Consider the following 19,571-nt stretch of genomic DNA (forward strand, 5'->3'; position numbering starts at 1 on the left):
CCGCCGTGCGGCCGGGGCCTCAGAGTCCGAGCAGCTCACCGGGGGCGATGCGGACACCGCGCGCCCAGTCGGCGGCCAGCATGGGCTTCTTGCCCTGGGGCTGGACCCAGAGCAGTTCGACGGCGTGCGAGCCGGTGCCCACGTACACGTTCTTCTTGGCCGCCGAGATCTCGCCCGGGGCGAGGTCGTGGCGGTCGGTCACCGGGGTGACCTGGACGAGCTTGAGGCGCTCGCCGCGGAAGAGCGTCCAGGCGCCGGGGGCCGGGGTGCAGCCGCGCACGATCCGGTCGACCCGCAGGGCGGGTGCCGACCACCGCACCTGGGCGTCCTCGACGGTGATCTTCGGCGCGAGGGTGACCCCGTCGGCCGGCTGGGGCACCGCGTGCAGGGTGCCGTCCTCGATGCCGTCCATCGTCGCGACGAGCAGCCCCGATCCGGCGAAGGCGAGCCGGGTCAGCAGGTCGCCGCTGGTGTCGGTCGGGCGGACCTCCTCGGTGAGGACCCCGTAGACGGGTCCCGAGTCGAGGCCCTCCTCGATCAGGAAGGTCGAGGCGCCGGTGACCTCGTCCCCGGCCATCACGGAGTGCTGGACGGGGGCGGCGCCGCGCCAGGCGGGGAGCAGCGAGAAGTGCAGGTTGACCCAGCCGTGGGCGGGGATGTCCAGGGCGGACTTCGGCAGCAACGCGCCGTAGGCGACGACCGGGCAGCAGTCCGGGGCGATCTCCCGCAGCCGGGCCAGGAAGTCCTCGTCGCGCGGGCGGGCCGGCTTGAGTACCTCGATCCCGGCCTCCTCGGCGCGCTCGGCGACCGGGCTGGCGACCAGCCGCCGCCCCCGGCCCGCCGGTGCGTCGGGACGCGTGACCACGGCGGCCACCTCGTGGCGGCCGGAGGCGATCAGAGCGTCCAGGGCGGGGACTGCTACCTCGGGGGTGCCTGCGAAGACGAGCTTCATGGGTGGCTGACTGCCTCTCGGGCGGGCTTACGGTGACGAGCGACGCACCAGTCTAGAGCGTGTGGTGAAACGAGCGCCGTCCGCCCGGGGGCGGGTCCGTCGGCGTCCGCCGACCGGGGGCCGGTGCCCGGTACGACACCCCGTTCGGACCCACTGCTCAAAGATCAAGCCAGGGGGCGCACACGCGGCGTACGCCCGGCGCACATGTGGAAACGACCGGAGAGCGTGACCACAAGGGCGGGTCGGGCGTTGGTCAAAGGAGATTGACCGAAGCGAGTCGCCGCGCTGCGGCGGCCCGATCCCTTTCAACGCCGGTTCGAGAGGCTTCTTCATGGCCGACCACGCAACGCACGACGCCCAAGCGCGGGCCAGTCTGCATCTCCTGGTGCGGGACATCGAGCGGGTCAGGCGGCAGGTGGACGCGCTGCGCACCCTCACCGCGCAGCTGGGCAACGTCTACCGTCCGCGCCGCTCGGGGCCGTCCGCGGGCTTCGTGGTCTACGGACGGGCCCCGGCCCCCACGGTCCGTCTGGCCCAGGAGCTGCGGGACAGCGTCGAGACGCTCGTCACCGCGGCGGTCGACTTCGACCGTTCGCTGGGATTCTCCTGGGACGCGGTGGGTTCGGCCCTGGGCGTCACCAAGCAGGCGGTGCACCGCCGCTACGGCGCGCGCCGTACGACTCCGCAGCCCGCCGGGGAATCCGCCGAGGCCACGGCCGGACGCTCCGCGCCGGCCACCGCCGAACCGGGGACGCCGCCCGGTGCGGGCACCCCGGTGCCGTCCGTGCCCGCGGCGCGCTCGATGCCTCCGCAGCCCGCGCCGGGCGCGTCGCTGCGCGGGGAGATGCGGCCGGGCGTCTTCCCCGGCCCGCGCAACGGCTGACCGGCCGCCGGGCCGCGGCTGACGGACGGCGGCCGACGCATGACGGCCGACGGGCACGGCCGGCGGTCGGCGGCCTCCGCACCACCGCTGACGCGCCACCGGCCCGGCCCGGCCCGCCAGGCGCCCGCCCGGCCTCAGCCGATGTCGGGCGGATCGATCCTGATGCGTACGGGCTCCGCGCCGCCCCGGGCGGTCCGCGCCGCCTGAGCCGTCTTCAGCGCTGCGGCGAGCGCGGCGCCGCGTCCGGGGACCACGCGGATCAGCAGCCGCTCCCACGTCTCGCCGTGTGGCGCGTCCCCGGCCCGGCGTGGTCGGCCCGGTCCGGCGGAAGGCACCGGTACGGGACCGAGGATCTCGGCCTCCGGCGGCAGGTTCGCGCTCTCCAGGAACGCGGTGAGCGCGCCGGGTGTGCCCGTCACCGAGGCCATCCGGGAGACGGGCGGGAAACCGAGCTCGGCCCGCTCGGCGAGCTCCCGGCGGGCGAACCCTGCGGGGTCCCACCGCACCAGGGCCTGGACGGGGCCGAGCGTCGGCTCGGCGACGACGACCACGGTGCCGCCCTCCTCCTGGCTCCGGACCAGTGAGGAGGCGGCGATCCAGCGGCGCAGCGCCTCCTCGCCCGCCCGGAGGTCGGGCCGCCCGAGCATGGCCCAGCCGTCGAGGAGCAGCGCCGCGGCGTAACCGCCCTGGGCGACGGGTTCGGCGCCCGGGGTGCTCACCACGAGGGCGGGCTCGCCCGGCACCTCGTCCAGGACGTGGTCGCGCCCCGAGGTGCGGACCGGCACCTTGGGGAAGGCGCGGCCGAGTTCGTCCGCCGTCCGCCGGGCCCCGACGATCCGGGCGCGCAACCGGGTGGAACCGCACGCGGCGCACTGCCAGGCGTGCTCGGGCCGTCCGCACCAGGCACAGTCGAGTTCCCGCTGGTCCTGGGCCTGGAGCGGTCCGGCGCAGTGCCGGCAGCGGGCCGGGGTGCGGCAGCGTTCGCAGGCGAGCCGGGGGGCGTATCCGCGGCGCGGGACCTGCACCAGCACGGGGCCGTCGCGCAGCCCGTCGCGCGCGGTCTGCCACGCCAGGCTGGGCAGCCGGGCGGTGCGCGCGGCACCGTCCCGGGCAAGCTGTTCGTCGCCGATGGTGCGGATCATCGGGGCGGTGCGCCGTACGTGGTCGCGGGTGGCGGCCAGCGGCAGGGCCCAGCCGGTCTCGACCAGCTGCGCGGCCTCCACCGTGCAGCCGGCGGCGCCGAGGAGGAACCCGCACCGCGCGTGCGCGGCCCGCAGCTCCAGCACCTCCCGGACGTGGGGGAAGGGGGCGTTGTCGTCGCTGTGGCTGGAGTCCCCGTCGTCCCAGATCACGACGAGGCCCAGGTCGGCGACGGGCGCGAACATCGCGGCCCGCGTCCCGACGACGGCCCGCACCGAGCCGCGCCGGACGGCGAGCCACTGGCGGTACCGCTTCTCCGGGCCGGACTCCGCGGTGAGCAGGGCGTGCAGGCCCGGGCCGAGCAGTGCGCTCAGCGCGGCGTCGACCCGTCCGGCCGTCCGGCCGTCGGGGACGACGACGAGCGCGCCGCGTCCCGAGGCGAGGGTGGCCGCGACGGCGCGGGCGATCTCGTGCGGCCAGTGGGGTCCGGGCAGGGCGGTCCACACGGCCCGGGGGGCGCCGCCCCCGGCGAGCGCGCGCAGGAACCCGGGCCCCTGGGCGTACCGCTCCCAGCTGCCCGGGGCGGGGGGCGGGGGCGGCGGCAGCGGCGGGGGCGAGGGCTTGCTCTCGGCGCGGCCGTTGCGCGGCGGCACCGCGAGCTGGAGCACGTCGGCGAGGCTGCCGGCGTACCGGTCGGCGACCGCGCGCGCCAGCCCGAGCAGCTCCGGCGAGAGGACCGGCTCCGGGGAGACGACGTAGGCGAGCGCGGCCAGCGTGCCCTGGTAGTCCGACTCGGCGCGCCGCTCCACGAGGTACCCGTCGATCAGCCCGCCGCCCTCGCGCCGGCCGCCGCGGACCTGGCGTCCGCCGGCGCCGAAGCGCACCCGCACCCGGACGCCGGGCTGTGCGTCGGCGTCGAGCTCCTCGGGCACCGCGTAGTCGAAGTACTGGTCGAGGTGGAGCACGCCCTTGTTCACCAGGACCCGGGCGACGGGCAGTTCGGCGGCGAGCGGTGCGCCGCGCCAGGTGCGCGGCTTGGCGCGCGGCACCTTCGCCCGGCGCACGGTCTCCCGGATGAGCGCAAGCTGCTCCGGCATGCCGTCCCCGGGCTCGTCCGCCCGCTCGTCCTCGCTGCTCACAGCCACCTTCCTACCAGAGGGGTCCGACAGTGCGCGGCGCACGGCAACGGCCGGGGCCCGGACACCGTGGTGACGGTGTCCGGGCCCCGGCCGTACGTGCGTGCGCGGGTCCGCGTGCGGACCGCGGGATCAGAGACCGGCGGCGGCGCGCAGCGCGTCGACCCGGTCGGTGCGCTCCCAGGTGAAGTCGGGGAGCTCGCGGCCGAAGTGGCCGTAGGCCGCCGTCTGGGCGTAGATCGGGCGGAGCAGGTCCAGGTCGCGGATGATCGCGGCCGGGCGGAGGTCGAAGACCTCGCCGATGGCGTGCTCGATCTTGTCGGTGTCGACCGCGGCGGTGCCGAAGGTCTCGACGAACAGACCGACCGGCTCGGCCTTGCCGATCGCGTACGCGACCTGCACCTCGCAGCGGGCGGCGAGCCCGGCGGCGACGACGTTCTTGGCCACCCACCGCATGGCGTACGCGGCCGAACGGTCCACCTTCGACGGGTCCTTGCCCGAGAAGGCGCCGCCACCGTGGCGGGCCATGCCGCCGTAGGTGTCGATGATGATCTTGCGGCCGGTGAGGCCGGCGTCGCCCATCGGGCCGCCGATCTCGAAGCGGCCGGTCGGGTTGACCAGGAGGCGGTAGCCCTCGGTGTCGAGCTTGATGCCGTCCTCGATGAGCTGCGCCAGCACGTGCTCCACGACGAACTCGCGGATGTCGGGGGCGAGCAGAGAGTCGAGGTCGATGTCCGAGGCGTGCTGCGAGGACACCACGACCGTGTCGAGGCGGACGGCCTTGTCGCCGTCGTACTCGATGGTGACCTGCGTCTTGCCGTCGGGGCGCAGGTAGGGGATGGTGCCGTTCTTGCGGACGTCGGAGAGCCGGCGGGAGAGCCGGTGCGCCACGTAGATCGGGAGCGGCATCAGCTCGGGCGTCTCGTCGCAGGCGTAACCGAACATCAGTCCCTGGTCGCCGGCGCCCTGCTTGTCGAGCTCGTCGTCCTCGACGGCCGCCGCACCCAGCACCCGCTTCTCGTACGCGGTGTCGACACCCTGGGCGATGTCCGGGGACTGCGCTCCGATGGACACCGACACGCCGCAGGAGGCGCCGTCGAAGCCCTTCTTGGAGGAGTCGTAGCCGATCTCCAGGATCTTGTTGCGCACGAGGTTGGGGATGTCGGCGTAAGCCTTGGTCGTGACCTCACCCGCGACATGCACCAGACCAGTGGTGATCAAGGTCTCGACGGCGACGCGCGAGGTGGGGTCCTCGCGCAGGAGGGCGTCGAGAATCGTGTCGCTGATCTGGTCAGCGATCTTGTCGGGGTGACCCTCGGTGACGGATTCCGAGGTGAAGAGACGGCGGGACACATCGCTCCCTGGGGTTGCAGCGGCTGCTGGCTGATCATGGGTGGACGGTCGGGAGCTGCGCCCGGCACGTTCCGCGACCAGTTTATCGGTCGCTTCCGACGGTTGGGCCACGCGTCTCGCCCCTTGGGAGCTCTGTGACGTGCGGCACTGGCGAATTCGGGGGTCGGACTCTCCCGCGGAAGCACTCTGGAGCCCTATTTTCTCCTTGGTCCCGACCACGGGTACGGCGGGGGTGAATCTACTCCGGGAAACGAGCGGCTACCAGGTCCCACACAGTGTCGGCGAGGCCCTCCTTGGGCCCGTACGGCACGGCCGTCTCGCCTCCGTCCGCGGCCAGGACCACCGCTTCGTTCTCCTCCGACCCGAAGGTCTTGCGCTCCCCCACCTCGTTGACGACGAGGAGGTCACACCCCTTACGGCGGAGCTTCTCGCGCCCGTTGGCGAGCACGTCGTCGGTCTCCGCGGCGAATCCCACGACCACCTGTCCGGGTGCGGTCCGTTCGGTGGAGAGCTGGGCGAGGATGTCCGGATTCCGCAGGAGTTCAATGACCGGATCCGCCTGGTCGTCGCGCTTCTTGATCTTGCCCGTGGCGTACGCGGAGGGCCGGAAGTCCGCGACGGCGGCGGCCATCACCACCGCGTCCGCGTCGGCGGCGGCCTTCAGTACGGCCTCCCGCAGCTGGACCGCGGTCCCCACGTGCACCACGTCGGCGCCGGCCGGGTCCGGCAGACCGGTGTTCGCCTCGACCAGGGTGACCCGGGCGCCGCGGGCGACGGCCGTGCGCGCGAGGGCGTACCCCTGCTTGCCCGAGGAACGGTTGCCCAGGTAGCGGACGGGGTCGATCGGCTCCCGGGTGCCTCCGGCGCTGACCACCACGTGGCGACCCGCGAGATCGGGCGCGGCGACGCCCCGCGCCAGCACCCGGCGGCAGATCTCGAAGATCTCGGCGGGGTCGGGGAGCCGCCCCTTGCCGGTGTCCACGCCGGTGAGCCGGCCGACCGCGGGCTCGACGACCACGGCGCCCCGGCGCCGCAGGGTGGCGACGTTCTCCTGGGTGGCGGGGTGCTCCCACATCTCGGTGTGCATGGCGGGCGCGAACACGACCGGGCAGCGGGCCGTGAGCAGGGTGTTGGTGAGCAGGTCGTCGGCGAGGCCGTGGGCGGCCTTGGCGAGCATGTCGGCGGTGGCCGGGGCGACCACGACGAGGTCGGCGGCCTGTCCGGTGCGCACGTGGGGCACCTCGTGGACGTCGTTCCAGACCTCGGTGGAGACGGGGTGCCCGGAGAGCGCGGACCAGGTGGCGGCGCCGACGAAGTGCAGCGAGGCCGCGGTGGGCACCACGGTCACGTCGTGCCCGGACTCGGTCAGCCGTCGCAGCAGCTCGCACGCCTTGTACGCGGCGATGCCTCCGCTGACCCCCAGAACGACCTTCGGCTTCTCCACTGCGTCTCCCCGCACTCGGCTCGGTGTCCTTCCATGCTGCCCCACCTCCGCGGCCCGTCGTCGGGCGGGCCGAGACCCTCCGGTCCCGGACACACCGCGGGCCCGGCGGATGATCCGCCGGGCCCGGGGTGAAGGTGCGTATCTCCCGCCCGCGGCAGGAGGTGCGGCTGCTTACTGCGCGGGGCCCTCGATGGCCTCGGAGGTCAGCAGGCCGGCGTTGATCTCGCGGAGCGCGATCGACAGCGGCTTCTCGTGGACGTGGGTGTCGACGAGCGGACCGACGTACTCGAGGAGGCCTTCACCGAGCTGCGAGTAGTACGCGTTGATCTGGCGCGCGCGCTTGGCGGCGTAGATCACGAGGCTGTACTTCGAGTCGGTGGCCTCGAGGAGCTCATCAATCGGCGGGTTGATGATGCCCTCGGGCGTGGTGATGGAAGAGGACACTCTCTGCCTTCCGAAGGGGGTGTAGATCAAAGAAATCTTTGATGCTGCGGCTGCCGGCCGGCGGTGATCCGTGCGGTGCGGCTGACACTCGGCGCCGGCCGTGGGGCCGTTCGCGTCGCTTCCTCAGTCGCTCGTGGCACGGTGGTCGGAAGCCTGAAGCATCAAGGCTAGCAGCTCGCGTGCCACGTCCTCGACGGAGGTGTTGACGAGGGTGGTGTCGAACTCGGCCTCGGCGGCCAGTTCGACCCGGGCGGCGGCGAGCCTGCGCTCGATCACCTCCGGCGGCTCGGTGCCCCGGCCGGTGAGCCGGCGGACCAGCTCGTCCCAGCTCGGCGGCGCCAGGAAGACGAGCCGCGCGTCGGACATCGACTCGCGGACCAGCCGGGCGCCCTGGAGGTCGATCTCCAGCAGCACCGGCTCGCCGTTCTCCAGCCGGTCGAGCACGGCCCGGCGGGGGGTGCCGTAGCGGTTGCCCGCGAACTCCGCCCATTCGAGCAGCTCGCCGTTGGCGATCAGCTTGTCGAACTCCTGGTCGTCCACGAAGAAGTAGTGGACGCCGTTGCTCTCGCCGGGTCGCGGCTTGCGGGTCGTCGCCGACACCGAGAGCCAGACTTCGGGGTGGACCTTGCGCATATGCGCGACGACCGTGCTCTTGCCGACCCCGGAGGGGCCGGAGAGCACGGTCAGCCGCGGACGTACGTCCGGGGGTACGGGGGACGTCCCCCGGGATGTTGCAGCCATGCAGCGATTATCCAGGTTCTCAGGGGTGCCTGAGAACGTCAGGCGGCGGTGCCGCCGAACTCTCGCTCCAGGGATGCGATCTGATTGGAGCCGAGACCCCGGACCCTGCGGCTCTCGGAGATCCCGAGCCGCTCCATGATCTGCTTGGCGCGGACCTTGCCCACGCCCGGCAGGGACTCAAGGAGTGCGGAGACCTTCATCTTGCCGATGACGTCGTTCTCCCGACCCTGCTTGATGACCTCGTGGAGCGAGGCGCCGGAGTGCTTGAGTCGATTCTTGACCTCGGCCCGCTCCCGGCGAGCCGCGGCGGCCTTTTCGAGCGCGGCTGCGCGCTGTTCAGGGGTAAGGGGCGGAAGAGCCACGCCTACGTCACCTCGGATGTCGATCTGTCGGATACGGACCGGTGAGGAACCTGTCGCCCCACACCTGGCGAGCCACGAACAACGGCACGAACAACAACCTGTGCTCGTTGGCTCTCGACGGAGACTAGCGGCCAACCGCTCCGGAGTCAGCGAGAACGAACGAAAAGTCCTGGTCAGCCTTGGCCGACCAGGACATTTCCGGCATAAAGGCCGGGATTTTGCTCAGGAATTCGTCAACGCGCTGTTATGTGTCGCATTCAACTATCCGTGAACCGCCGTACGGACCTCGTCGGCGAAGCGTTCGGCGGCCTCCCGCAGACCCGCCGCGTCGGGTCCGTGACGCAGCACACCCCGGCTCACGCTCGGCACCACGTTGCCCACCGCGTCGCCGAACACGCCCGGCAGATCGGCCGGGGTCGCGCCCTGGGCGCCGATGCCCGGAGCGAGCAGCGGACCGTTGATCGCCAGGTTCACCCCGGCGTCCCCGAGGGTCGCGCCGACCACCGCGCCGACCGAGCCCAGCGGCTCGGCCCCGGCGTTCTCGGCGGCCATGTGGTCGAGCATCAGCTGGGCCAGCGAGCGGCCGTCGGCCGCCGTCGCGCGCTGCACCTCGGCGCCCTCCGGGTTGGAGGTGAGCGCCAGCACGAAGACGCCCGCGCCGGAGACGGCGGCGGCGTCCAGCGCCGGGCGCAGCGAACCGAAGCCGAGGTAGGGCGAGACGGTGACCGCGTCCGAGAAGAGCGGCGAGTCCTTGTCCAGATAGGTGGCCGCGTAGGCGCCCATGGTGGAGCCGATGTCGCCGCGCTTGGCGTCCATGAGCACGAGCGCTCCGGCCGAGCGGGCCTCGGCGACGGCCGTCTCCAGGACGGCGACGCCGCGCGAGCCGAAGCGCTCGAAGAACGCGGACTGCGGCTTGAGGACGGCGACCCGGTCGGCGAGCGCCTCGACGACCGTACGGGTGAAGCGCTCCAGGCCCGCGATGTCGTCGGACAGGCCCCAGGAGGCGAGCAGCGAGGCGTGCGGGTCGATGCCGACGCAGAGCGGCCCGCGGGTGTCCATGGCGCGGCGCAGGCGGGCGCCGAAGGGTTCGAGGGTCACTGTGCGGCCTTCCGGGTGTCGGCGCCGACGGCTTCGGCGAGCGTGGCGTACGGGGATGCGGCGAGCCGGGCGGCCAGCCCCTTGTGGATCGCGCGGGCGTAGAACGGGCCCTCGTAGATGAAGGCGCTGTACCCCTGGACGAGCGTGGCTCCGGCCAGAATGCGCTGCCAGGCGTCCTCGGCGTTCTCGATGCCTCCGACACCCACCAGGGTGATCCGGTCGCCCACGCGCTCGTACAGCCTCCTCAGGACCTCCAGGGAGCGTGCCTTGAGCGGGGCGCCGGAGAGTCCGCCGGTCTCCCCGGTCAGGGAGGCGGGCGAGTGCAGGCCGAGGCCGTCGCGGGCGATGGTGGTGTTGGTGGCGATGATGCCGTCGAGGCCGAGTTCGACGGCGAGGTCGGCGACGGCGTCGACGTCCTCGTCCGCGAGGTCGGGGGCGATCTTGACCAGGAGCGGGACGCGGCGGTCGGTCACGGTGCGGTCGGCGGCCTCGCGCACGGCGGTCAGCAGCGGGCGCAGCGCCTCGGTGGCCTGGAGGTTGCGCAGGCCGGGGGTGTTGGGCGAGGAGACGTTGACCACGAGGTAGTCGGCGTGTGCGGCGAGGCGCTCGGTGGACTTCACGTAGTCGGCGGCTGCCTCGGCCTCCGGGACCACCTTGGTCTTGCCGATGTTGACGCCGACGGTGGTGCGGAAGACGGGGTTGCGGGCGCCGAGGCGGGCGGCGACGGCGGCGGAGCCCTCGTTGTTGAAGCCCATGCGGTTGATCAGGGCCCGGTCGGCGACGAGGCGGAAGAGCCGCTTCTTGGGGTTGCCGGGCTGCGGCTCGCCGGTGACGGTGCCGATCTCGACGTGGTCGAAGCCGAGCATCGCCATGCCGTCGATCGCGATCGCGTTCTTGTCGAAGCCGGCGGCGAGACCGAAGGGGCCGTGCATCCGCAGGCCGAGGGCCTCGGTGCGCAGGGACGTGTACCGCGGGGCGAGCACCGCGGCGACGTACGTCCGCAGGACGGGGGTACGGGCGGCGAGACGGATCCACCGGAAGGCCAGGTAGTGGGCCTGCTCGGGGTCCATCCGCTTGAAGACCAGCTGGAAGAAGAACTTGTACATCGAAGGTGTCCTCACGAAGAGGGGGACACCGCAGACCGGTGTCCCCCTTGCCTGGCCGGCCCGGACCACGTGCGGGCCCGGGCCGTCCCGTACCGACTAGTCGCGTGCCGCCGTCAGGTGCTCGGCGTGCTCCTGGAGGGACCGTACGCCGACGTCCCCGCGCCGGAGGGCGTCGATGCCCTGGACCGCGGCGGCGAGCGCCTGGACGGTCGTCAGGCACGGCACCGAGCGGGCCACCGCGGCGGTCCGGATCTCGTAGCCGTCGAGCCGGCCGCCGGTGCCGTACGGCGTGTTGACGATGAGGTCGACCTGGCCGTCGTGGATGAGCTGGACGATGGTCTTCTCGCCGTTCGGGCCCTCGCCCTCGGACTGCTTGCGCACGACGGTGGCGTTGATGCCGTTGCGCTTGAGGACCTCGGCGGTGCCGGAGGTCGCCATCAGCTCGAAGCCGTGGGCGACGAGCTCCCGGGCCGGGAAGATCATCGAGCGCTTGTCGCGGTTGGCGACCGAGATGAACGCGCGGCCCTTGACGGGCAGCGGGCCGTAGGCGCCGGCCTGGGACTTGGCGTAGGCCGTCCCGAAGGCCGAGTCGATGCCCATGACCTCACCGGTCGAACGCATCTCCGGGCCGAGGACGGTGTCCACACCGCGGCCGTGGATGTCGCGGAAGCGCGACCACGGCATGACGGCCTCCTTGACGGAGATCGGCGCGTCGAGCGGCAGGGTGCCGCCGTCGCCCTGGGCCGGCAGCAGGCCCTCGGCGCGCAGCTCGGCGATGGTCGCGCCCAGCGAGATGCGGGCGGCGGCCTTGGCGAGCGGGACGGCGGTCGCCTTCGAGGTGAAGGGGACGGTCCGGGAGGCGCGGGGGTTGGCCTCCAGGACGTAGAGGATGTCGCCGGAGAGCGCGAACTGGATGTTGATCAGTCCGCGGACGCCGACGCCCTTGGCGATGCCCTCGGTGGAGACCCGCAGGCGCTTGATGTCGTGGCCGCCGAGGGTGATCGGGGGCAGCGCGCAGGCGGAGTCGCCGGAGTGGATGCCGGCCTCCTCGATGTGCTCCATGACGCCGCCGAGGTAGAGCTCGGTGCCGTCGTAGAGCGCGTCGACGTCGATCTCGATCGCGTCGTCGAGGAAGCGGTCGACCAGGACCGGCCGGGTGGGGCTGATCTCGGTGGACTCGGCGATGTACGAGGACAGGCGGGCCTCGTCGTAGACGATCTCCATGCCGCGTCCGCCGAGGACGTACGACGGGCGCACCAGGACCGGGTAGCCGATCTCGTCGGCGATGGCCTTGGCCTCGTCGAAGGTGGTGGCGGTGCCGTGCTTCGGCGCGGGCAGGCCGGCCTCGGCGAGCACCCGGCCGAAGGCGCCGCGGTCCTCGGCGGCGTGGATCGCCTCGGGGGACGTGCCGACGACGGGCACGCCGTTGTCCTTGAGCGCCTGCGACAGGCCCAGCGGGGTCTGGCCGCCGAGCTGGACGACGACGCCCGCGACGGGGCCCGCCAGCGTCTCCGCGTGGACGATCTCCAGGACGTCCTCCAGGGTGAGCGGCTCGAAGTACAGCCGGTCGGAGGTGTCGTAGTCGGTGGAGACGGTCTCCGGGTTGCAGTTGACCATCACGGTCTCGTAGCCGGCGTCGCTCAGGGCGAAGGAGGCGTGGACGCAGGAGTAGTCGAACTCGATGCCCTGGCCGATGCGGTTCGGGCCCGAGCCGAGGATGATCACCGCGGGCTTGGTGCGGGGCGCGACCTCGCTCTCCTCGTCGTACGAGGAGTAGAAGTACGGGGTCTTCGCGGCGAACTCGGCGGCGCAGGTGTCGACCGTCTTGTAGACCGGGCGGATGCCCAGCGCGTGGCGGACCTCGCGGACGACGTCCTCGCCCAGGCCGCGGATCTCGGCGATCTGCGCGTCGGAGAAGCCGTGGCGCTTGGCCTCGGCGATCACGTCGGCGTCGAGGCGCTCGGCGGCGGCCAGTCCGTCGGCGATCTCCTTGATCAGGAAGAGCTGGTCCACGAACCACGGGTCGATCTTCGTGGCGTCGAAGACCTCCTCGGGGGTGGCACCGGCGCGGATCGCCTGCATGACGGTGTTGATGCGGCCGTCCGTCGGGCGGACCGACTCGGCGAGCAGGGCGTCCTTGTCGCCGGGTTCCCCGGTGAAGGAGAACTGCGAGCCCTTCTTCTCCAGCGAGCGGAGCGCCTTCTGCAGCGCCTCGGTGAAGTTGCGGCCGATCGCCATGGCCTCGCCCACCGACTTCATGGTGGTGGTGAGGGTGGAGTCGGCGGAGGGGAACTTCTCGAAGGCGAAGCGCGGGGCCTTGACCACGACGTAGTCGAGCGAGGGCTCGAAGGAGGCCGGGGTCTTCTCGGTGATGTCGTTGGGGATCTCGTCCAGCGTGTAGCCGACGGCCAGCTTGGCGGCGATCTTGGCGATCGGGAAGCCGGTGGCCTTGGAGGCAAGCGCCGAGGACCGGGAGACGCGCGGGTTCATCTCGATGACGATGATCCGGCCGTCGGTGGGGTCGATGGCGAACTGGATGTTGCAGCCGCCGGTGTCGACGCCGACCTCGCGGATGATCGCGATGCCGATGTCGCGCAGCCGCTGGTACTCGCGGTCGGTGAGCGTCATCGACGGGGCGACGGTGATGGAGTCGCCGGTGTGGACGCCCATCGGGTCGAAGTTCTCGATGGAGCAGACGACCACGACGTTGTCGTTCTTGTCGCGCATCAGCTCCAGCTCGTACTCCTTCCAGCCAAGGATGGACTCCTCCAGGAGCACCTCGGTGGTCGGCGAGAGGGTGAGGCCCTGTCCGGCGATGCGGCGCAGCTCCTCCTCGTCGTGGGCGAAGCCGGAGCCGGCGCCGCCCATGGTGAAGGAGGGGCGGACGACGACCGGGTAGCCGCCGAGGGTGTCGACGCCCTGGATGACGTCGTCCATCGTGTGGCAGATGACCGAGCGGGCGGACTCGCCGTGGCCGATCTTCTCGCGGACGGCTTCGACGACGCCCTTGAAGAGGTCGCGGTCCTCGCCCTTGTTGATCGCCTCGACGTTGGCGCCGATCAGCTCGACGCCGTACTTCTCCAGCACGCCGTTGTCGTGCATGGAGATGGCGGTGTTGAGCGCGGTCTGGCCGCCCAGCGTCGGCAGGAGGGCGTCGGGGCGCTCCTTGGCGATGATCTTCTCGACGAACTCGGGGGTGATCGGCTCGACGTAGGTGGCGTCGGCGATCTCCGGGTCGGTCATGATCGTGGCCGGGTTGGAGTTGACCAGGATGACGCGCAGGCCCTCGGCCTTGAGCACGCGGCACGCCTGGGTACCGGAGTAGTCGAACTCGGCGGCCTGGCCGATGACGATCGGGCCGGAGCCGATGACCAGGACGGACTGGATATCGGAGCGCTTAGGCACGCTGGCCCTCCATCAGGGTGACGAAACGGTCGAAGAGGTACGCGGCGTCGTGCGGGCCCGCAGCTGCTTCGGGGTGGTACTGGACGCTGAACGCGGGCTGGTCGAGGAGGTGCAGTCCTTCGACGACCTGGTCGTTCAGGCAGACGTGGGAGACCTCGGCGCGGCCGAACTCGGTGTCCGAGATCTTGTCCAGGGGCGCGTCGACGGCGAAGCCGTGGTTGTGCGCGGTGACCTCGACCTTGCCGGTCGTGCGGTCCTGGACGGGCTGGTTGATGCCCCGGTGGCCGTACTTCAGCTTGTAGGTGCCGAAGCCGAGGGCGCGGCCGAGGATCTGGTTGCCGAAGCAGATGCCGAAGAGCGGCGTCCTGCGCTCCAGCACGGCGCGCATCAGCGCGACCGGGCCGTCGGCGGTGGCGGGGTCGCCCGGGCCGTTGGAGAAGAACACCCCGTCGGGGGAGACGGCGTAGACGTCCTCGGCCGTGGCGGTGGCGGGGAGCACGTGCACCTCGATGCCGCGCTCGGCCATCCGGCGCGGGGTCATGCCCTTGATGCCGAGGTCGATGGCGGCGACGGTGAACTTCTTCTCGCCGATCGCCGGGACGGTGTAGGCCTCCTTGGTGGCGACCTCCTCGTACAGGCTGGCGCCCTTCATCTGCGGCTGGGCCTGGACGCGGGCGAGCAGCTCGGCGTCGGGGGCCAGCGCCTCGCCGGAGAAGACGCCGGAGCGCATCGCGCCGCGTTCGCGCAGGTGGCGGGTGAGGGCGCGGGTGTCGATGCCGGAGATCCCGACGACGCCCTGCTTGGCCAGCTCCTCGTCGAGGGAGCGGCGCGAGCGCCAGTTGGACGGGATGCGTGCGGGGTCGCGCACGACGTAGCCGGAGACCCAGATGCGGGAGGACTCGTCGTCCTCGTCGTTCCAGCCGGTGTTGCCGATCTGCGGCGCGGTGGCGACGACGATCTGGCGGTCGTACGAGGGGTCGGTCAGCGTCTCCTGGTAGCCGGTCATGCCGGTGGAGAAAACGGCCTCGCCGAAGGTCTCCCCCACGGCCCCGTAGGCACGGCCGCGGAAGATGCGGCCGTCCTCCAGGACGAGTACGGCGGGAGCTTGTGCGGCTCCCCGGGTGGAGATCGTCATCGTGCGGTGCCTTCCGTAGTGCTGGTGAGAGAGGTGAGGGTGTCGATCCAGGCCTGGTGTCCGGCGGCCTGGTCGGCGCGGAACCCGGAGTCGATCAGCTTGTCGCCGTGGGCCCAGGTGATGACCAGCAGGCCGCCCTCGGGGAGGACCTTGCCCGCGATCGCCCGCTCGTGCCGGGCCTCGCGCAGGGCCGCGGCCGGTACGAAGAAGCCGTTGGCTCCGGGGCGTACGACGTCCAGGCCCTGGTCCGTGAGGGTGAGCTCGACCCGGCTGCGGGTGCCGAGGCCGTGCGCGACGATCCGGTCGAGCCATTGCCCGGCGGTGGTGGAGCCGTGGTAGCGGCCGGAGAGCTTCAGGAGCGGGGCTCCGTCCGCGAATCCCTCGGGGGTGGCCGCGAGCTCCGGCAGGTCGGACTGGAGGCTGCCGCGCCACTTCCATCCCTGGCGCATCAGCCAGTAGACGAAGGCCACGAAGACCAGTATTCCGACGACCCAGCTGATCCGGGCGGACCAGTCGGTCACGGCGGCCGACTTCTGTTCGGCGGCCAGCTGGTACAGGGGGGTCAGTTTTGTCACGTGAGCTTCCCGTCGACGACCGTGGCACGGCCCCGCAGGAAGGTGTGGGTGACCCGTCCCGGCAGCTCACGGCCCTCGTAGGGGGTGTTGCGGCTGCGGGACGCGAAGCCCGCGGGGTCCACGGTCCCACGGTATGCCGGATCGACGAGTACGAGGTTGGCGGGCTCACCGGGCGAGACGGGGCGGCCGTGTCCGTCGAGCCGGCCGATGGCCGCCGGGCGGAAGGACATGCGGTCGGCGACGCCCGCCCAGTCGAGCAGACCGGTCTCGACCATCGTCTGCTGGACGACGGAGAGCGCGGTCTCCAGGCCCACCATGCCCATCGCCGCCGCGGCCCACTCGCAGTCCTTGTCCTCGTGCGGGTGCGGGGCGTGGTCGGTGGCGACGCAGTCGATGGTGCCGTCGGCGAGGGCCTCGCGCAGGGCCAGGACGTCGGCCTCGGTGCGCAGCGGCGGGTTCACCTTGTAGACGGGGTTGTACGAGCGGACCAGCTCGTCGGTGAGGAGCAGGTGGTGCGGGGTGACCTCGGCGGTGACGTTCCAGCCCTTGGACTTGGCCCAGCGGACGATCTCGACCGAGCCGGCGGTCGACAGGTGGCAGATGTGCACCCGGGAGCCGACGTGGGCGGCGAGCAGCACGTCGCGCGCGATGATCGACTCCTCGGCGACGGCGGGCCAGCCGCCGAGGCCGAGCTCGGCGGAGACGGTGCCCTCGTTCATCTGGGCGCCCTCGGTGAGGCGGGGCTCCTGGGCGTGCTGGGCGACGACGCCGTCGAAGGCCTTCACGTACTCCAGGGCGCGGCGCATGATCACGGCGTCGTCGACGCACTTGCCGTCGTCGGAGAAGACCTTCACTCCGGCGGCCGAGTCGTGCATGGCGCCGAGCTCGGCGAGCTGCTTGCCCTCCAGGCCGACGGTGACGGCGCCGATCGGCTGGACGTCGCAGTAGCCGGACTCCTTGCCGAGCCGCCAGACCTGCTCGACCACACCGGCGGTGTCGGCGACGGGGAAGGTGTTGGCCATGGCGTGCACGGCGGTGAACCCGCCGACCGCGGCGGCCTTGGTGCCGGTCAGGACGGTCTCGGAGTCCTCGCGGCCGGGCTCGCGCAGGTGGGTGTGGAGGTCGACCAGGCCGGGCAGCAGGATCTGGCCCGCCGCCTCGACGACGGTGGCGTCCGCCGCCTCGATGCCGGTGCCGATCCCGGCGATGGTCCCGCCGTCGATCAGGACGTCCTGGACTTCGCCACCGAGGATCTGCGCGCCGCGGATAAGGATCTTGCTCATGGTTACTTGTTCCCCTCGGTACGGGCGGTGGTGGCGGGCTCGGAGCCGCCGAGCAGCAGGTAGAGCACGGCCATGCGGACGGAGACGCCGTTGGCGACCTGTTCGACGGCGGTGCAGCGGTCGGAGTCCGCGACCTCGGCGGTGATCTCCATGCCGCGGTTCATCGGGCCGGGGTGCATGACGATGCTGTGCTCGGGCATCTTCGCCATGCGGTCGCCGTTCAGGCCGTAGCGGCGGGAGTACTCGCGCTCGGTGGGGAAGTACGCGGCGTTCATCCGCTCACGCTGCACACGCAGCATCATCACCGCGTCGGACTTCGGGAGCACCTCGTCCAGGCCGTAGCTGACGTCGCAGGGCCACTGCTCCACGCCGATCGGCAGCAGGGTGGGCGGGGCCACCAGGGTGACGTGGGCGCCGAGCGTGGTCAGCAGGTGGACGTTGGAGCGGGCCACCCGGCTGTGCAGGACGTCGCCGACGATGGTGATCCGGCGGCCTTCGAGGTCGCGGCCGAGGCCCTGGTCGGCGCCGACCAGCCGGCGGCGCATGGTGAAGGCGTCCAGCAGGGCCTGGGTGGGGTGCTCGTGGGTGCCGTCGCCCGCGTTGACGACCGCGCCGTCGATCCAGCCGGAGGTGGCGAGGCGGTACGGGGCGCCCGAGGCGTGGTGCCGGATGACGACGGCGTCGGCGCCCATCGCCTCCAGGGTCAGGGCGGTGTCCTTGAGGGATTCGCCCTTGGAGACGGACGAGCCCTTCGCGGAGAAGTTGATGACGTCGGCGGAGAGGCGCTTGGCGGCGGCCTCGAAGGAGATGCGGGTCCGCGTCGAGTCCTCGAAGAAGAGGTTGACGACGGTACGGCCGCGCAGGGTGGGGAGCTTCTTGATCGGCCGGTCGGCGACCCGGGCCATCTCCTCGGCGGTGTCGAGGATGAGGACGGCGTCGTCGCGGGTGAGGTCGGCGGCCGAGATGAGGTGGCGCTTCATCTGGGTGTTCTCCGGGGTGGTGGAGGTTGCGGGCATGCGGGCGTGCTGCGGCAGCCGTACGGACCGGGTGACGGGTCGCACGGAAGGGCCGTTCGGGTAGCGGTAGCGGTGCTAGTGCCCGCCTGCCGGGGCGCTCCGCCGCGCTCCGAGCAGCACGGCGTCGCGGCCGTCCTCCTCGGCGAGCTGGACCGTGACCGTCTCCCGGTGCGACGTCGGGAGGTTCTTGCCGACGTAGTCGGCGCGGATGGGGAGTTCGCGGTGGCCGCGGTCCACCAGGACCGCGAGCTGGACGGCGCGGGGGCGGCCGATGTCGCCGAGGGCGTCGAGGGCGGCGCGGATCGTGCGGCCGGAGAAGAGCACGTCGTCGACGAGGACGACGAGGCGTTCGTCGACGCCGTCACCGGGGATCTCGGTGCGTCCGAGGGCACGCGCGGGGCGCATCCGGAGGTCGTCGCGGTGCATCGTGATGTCGAGCGATCCGACGGGCATCGCGCGGCCGGTGATCTCTTCGAGCTTCGCGGCGAGCCTGCGGGCGAGGAAGACGCCGCGGGTGGGGATGCCGAGGAGCACCACGTCGTCGGCGCCCTTGGCGCGTTCGACGATCTCGTGGGCGATCCTGGTCAGGGCCCGGGCGATGTCGGGGGCCTCCAGAACGGGCCGTGCCGCGTTGCCGGTGCCGTCGTGCTGTGCGTCCATTGAGAAACGGACCTCCTTCTCCGCCTCACGGGACGGACCTTAAAGGACGTCGGAAATCTGAAAACTTCGTCTTCAACGGTACCAGGGCCGTTCCGGGACCCCCGACCCGGCCCCCCGCGGAGCCGCCCGGGACCTCCCGGCTTGACGCATCCAAGTAACGCTGCGTAACCTCACAGTGAGTCACCAGCCACGCGGCGGCGCCGCATCATGTTCGAGCGTCCGGGGAGCCTTATGTCCAGCGAATACGCAAAACAGCTCGGGGCCAAGCTCCGCGCCATCCGCACCCAGCAGGGCCTCTCCCTCCACGGCGTGGAGGAGAAGTCGCAGGGCCGTTGGAAGGCCGTCGTCGTCGGCTCGTACGAGCGGGGCGACCGTGCGGTGACGGTCCAGCGTCTCGCCGAGCTGGCGGACTTCTACGGCGTTCCCGTCCAGGAGCTCCTGCCGGGCACGACCCCCGGCGGCGCGGCCGAGCCGCCGCCGAAGCTCGTCCTGGACCTGGAGCGCCTCGCCCACGTCCCGCCGGAGAAGGCCGGACCGCTGCAGCGTTACGCCGCGACGATCCAGAGCCAGCGCGGCGACTACAACGGCAAGGTCCTCTCGATCCGCCAGGACGACCTGCGCACCCTCGCGGTCATCTACGACCAGTCGCCTTCCGTGCTGACGGAGCAGCTGATCAACTGGGGCGTGCTGGACGCGGACGCGCGCCGGGCCGTCACCCACGAAGAGGGCTGAGCCCTCTCGGCGGGGCTCCGGGCCCCGCCCGCACGAACACCGTGCCGTGCGAACACCTTCTTGCCGGGCCGGCGGGAGAGACCTGACAGGGTCCTGTCTCTTATAC

The 19,571-nt window shown here is 72.0% G+C and carries 17 protein-coding genes; 2 read left to right on the plus strand and 15 right to left on the minus strand.

Annotated elements, in window-relative coordinates:
* Positions 1-19: 19 nt before the first annotated feature.
* Positions 20-952, minus strand: coding sequence for a methionyl-tRNA formyltransferase (gene fmt, locus ACFWEE_RS26530; protein ID WP_386892768.1), 933 nt, complete (start codon positions 950-952; stop codon positions 20-22).
* Positions 953-1,283: 331 nt separating this feature from the next.
* Here fmt and ACFWEE_RS26535 point away from each other — a divergent pair, with 331 nt between their 5' ends.
* Complete coding sequence (locus ACFWEE_RS26535) at positions 1,284-1,835, plus strand: hypothetical protein (protein ID WP_386892769.1); 552 nt, start codon at positions 1,284-1,286, stop codon at positions 1,833-1,835.
* A gap of 134 nt (positions 1,836-1,969) precedes the next feature.
* Here ACFWEE_RS26535 and ACFWEE_RS26540 read toward each other — a convergent pair whose 3' ends face one another.
* The 14 genes from ACFWEE_RS26540 to pyrR all read right to left on the minus strand — a co-directional run bounded on the left by ACFWEE_RS26540 (position 1,970) and on the right by pyrR (position 18,733).
* The gene (locus tag ACFWEE_RS26540; protein ID WP_386892771.1) at positions 1,970-4,114 is read right to left on the minus strand and encodes a primosomal protein N'; all 2,145 of its coding nucleotides are present in this window, start codon (positions 4,112-4,114) and stop codon (positions 1,970-1,972) included.
* 129 nt (positions 4,115-4,243) lie between these two features.
* Positions 4,244-5,464 carry a methionine adenosyltransferase gene (gene metK, locus ACFWEE_RS26545; RefSeq protein WP_327174679.1) on the minus strand — a complete coding sequence of 407 codons (1,221 nt, stop codon included), beginning with the start codon at positions 5,462-5,464 and terminating at the stop codon, positions 4,244-4,246.
* 238 nt (positions 5,465-5,702) lie between these two features.
* Complete coding sequence (gene coaBC, locus ACFWEE_RS26550) at positions 5,703-6,908, minus strand: bifunctional phosphopantothenoylcysteine decarboxylase/phosphopantothenate--cysteine ligase CoaBC (RefSeq protein WP_386892772.1); 1,206 nt, start codon at positions 6,906-6,908, stop codon at positions 5,703-5,705.
* Positions 6,909-7,079: 171 nt separating this feature from the next.
* Entirely contained in the window at positions 7,080-7,352 is a 273-nt protein-coding gene (rpoZ, locus tag ACFWEE_RS26555) for a DNA-directed RNA polymerase subunit omega (protein ID WP_003970369.1), read from the minus strand.
* Positions 7,353-7,475: 123 nt separating this feature from the next.
* Entirely contained in the window at positions 7,476-8,093 is a 618-nt protein-coding gene (gene gmk, locus ACFWEE_RS26560; protein ID WP_327174682.1) for a guanylate kinase, read from the minus strand.
* 38 nt (positions 8,094-8,131) lie between these two features.
* A complete protein-coding gene (locus ACFWEE_RS26565) occupies positions 8,132-8,455 on the minus strand; it encodes an integration host factor (RefSeq protein WP_327174683.1) in 324 nt (107 codons plus the stop codon).
* A 261-nt stretch (positions 8,456-8,716) separates the two neighbouring features.
* Positions 8,717-9,553 (minus strand): orotidine-5'-phosphate decarboxylase, encoded by an 837-nt coding sequence (pyrF, locus tag ACFWEE_RS26570; protein WP_386892775.1) that lies wholly within the window; start codon positions 9,551-9,553, stop codon positions 8,717-8,719.
* The gene (locus tag ACFWEE_RS26575; RefSeq protein WP_386892776.1) at positions 9,550-10,659 is read right to left on the minus strand and encodes a quinone-dependent dihydroorotate dehydrogenase; all 1,110 of its coding nucleotides are present in this window, start codon (positions 10,657-10,659) and stop codon (positions 9,550-9,552) included. Before ACFWEE_RS26575 ends, pyrF begins: the two co-directional genes overlap by 4 nt.
* 96 nt (positions 10,660-10,755) lie before the next feature.
* Positions 10,756-14,064: a carbamoyl-phosphate synthase large subunit gene (carB, locus tag ACFWEE_RS26580; protein ID WP_386892778.1), complete on the minus strand. Its 3,309-nt coding sequence runs from the start codon at positions 14,062-14,064 to the stop codon at positions 10,756-10,758.
* Positions 14,057-15,199: a glutamine-hydrolyzing carbamoyl-phosphate synthase small subunit gene (gene carA, locus ACFWEE_RS26585; RefSeq protein WP_386892780.1), complete on the minus strand. Its 1,143-nt coding sequence runs from the start codon at positions 15,197-15,199 to the stop codon at positions 14,057-14,059. The genes carB and carA overlap by 8 nt, the downstream gene beginning before the upstream one ends.
* Positions 15,196-15,774: a hypothetical protein gene (locus ACFWEE_RS26590; protein ID WP_386892782.1), complete on the minus strand. Its 579-nt coding sequence runs from the start codon at positions 15,772-15,774 to the stop codon at positions 15,196-15,198. The genes carA and ACFWEE_RS26590 overlap by 4 nt, the downstream gene beginning before the upstream one ends.
* Positions 15,771-17,057, minus strand: coding sequence for a dihydroorotase (locus ACFWEE_RS26595; RefSeq protein WP_386892784.1), 1,287 nt, complete (start codon positions 17,055-17,057; stop codon positions 15,771-15,773). The genes ACFWEE_RS26590 and ACFWEE_RS26595 overlap by 4 nt, the downstream gene beginning before the upstream one ends.
* A 2-nt stretch (positions 17,058-17,059) precedes the next feature.
* On the minus strand, positions 17,060-18,037 hold the full coding sequence (locus ACFWEE_RS26600; protein ID WP_266702306.1) for an aspartate carbamoyltransferase catalytic subunit: 978 nt from the start codon (positions 18,035-18,037) through the stop codon (positions 17,060-17,062).
* A gap of 111 nt (positions 18,038-18,148) precedes the next feature.
* Positions 18,149-18,733, minus strand: a complete 585-nt coding sequence (gene pyrR, locus ACFWEE_RS26605; protein ID WP_386892786.1) for a bifunctional pyr operon transcriptional regulator/uracil phosphoribosyltransferase PyrR — start codon at positions 18,731-18,733, stop codon at positions 18,149-18,151.
* A gap of 231 nt (positions 18,734-18,964) precedes the next feature.
* On the opposite strand from pyrR, the gene bldD reads away from it, so the two are divergent.
* Positions 18,965-19,465 (plus strand): transcriptional regulator BldD, encoded by a 501-nt coding sequence (gene bldD / locus ACFWEE_RS26610; RefSeq protein WP_327174691.1) that lies wholly within the window; start codon positions 18,965-18,967, stop codon positions 19,463-19,465.
* The last annotated feature ends 106 nt before the right edge of the window (positions 19,466-19,571 follow it).

This window comes from Streptomyces sp. NPDC060184, from assembly GCF_042728795.1.
In the GTDB taxonomy this organism is placed as follows: Bacteria; Actinomycetota; Actinomycetes; order Streptomycetales; family Streptomycetaceae; genus Streptomyces.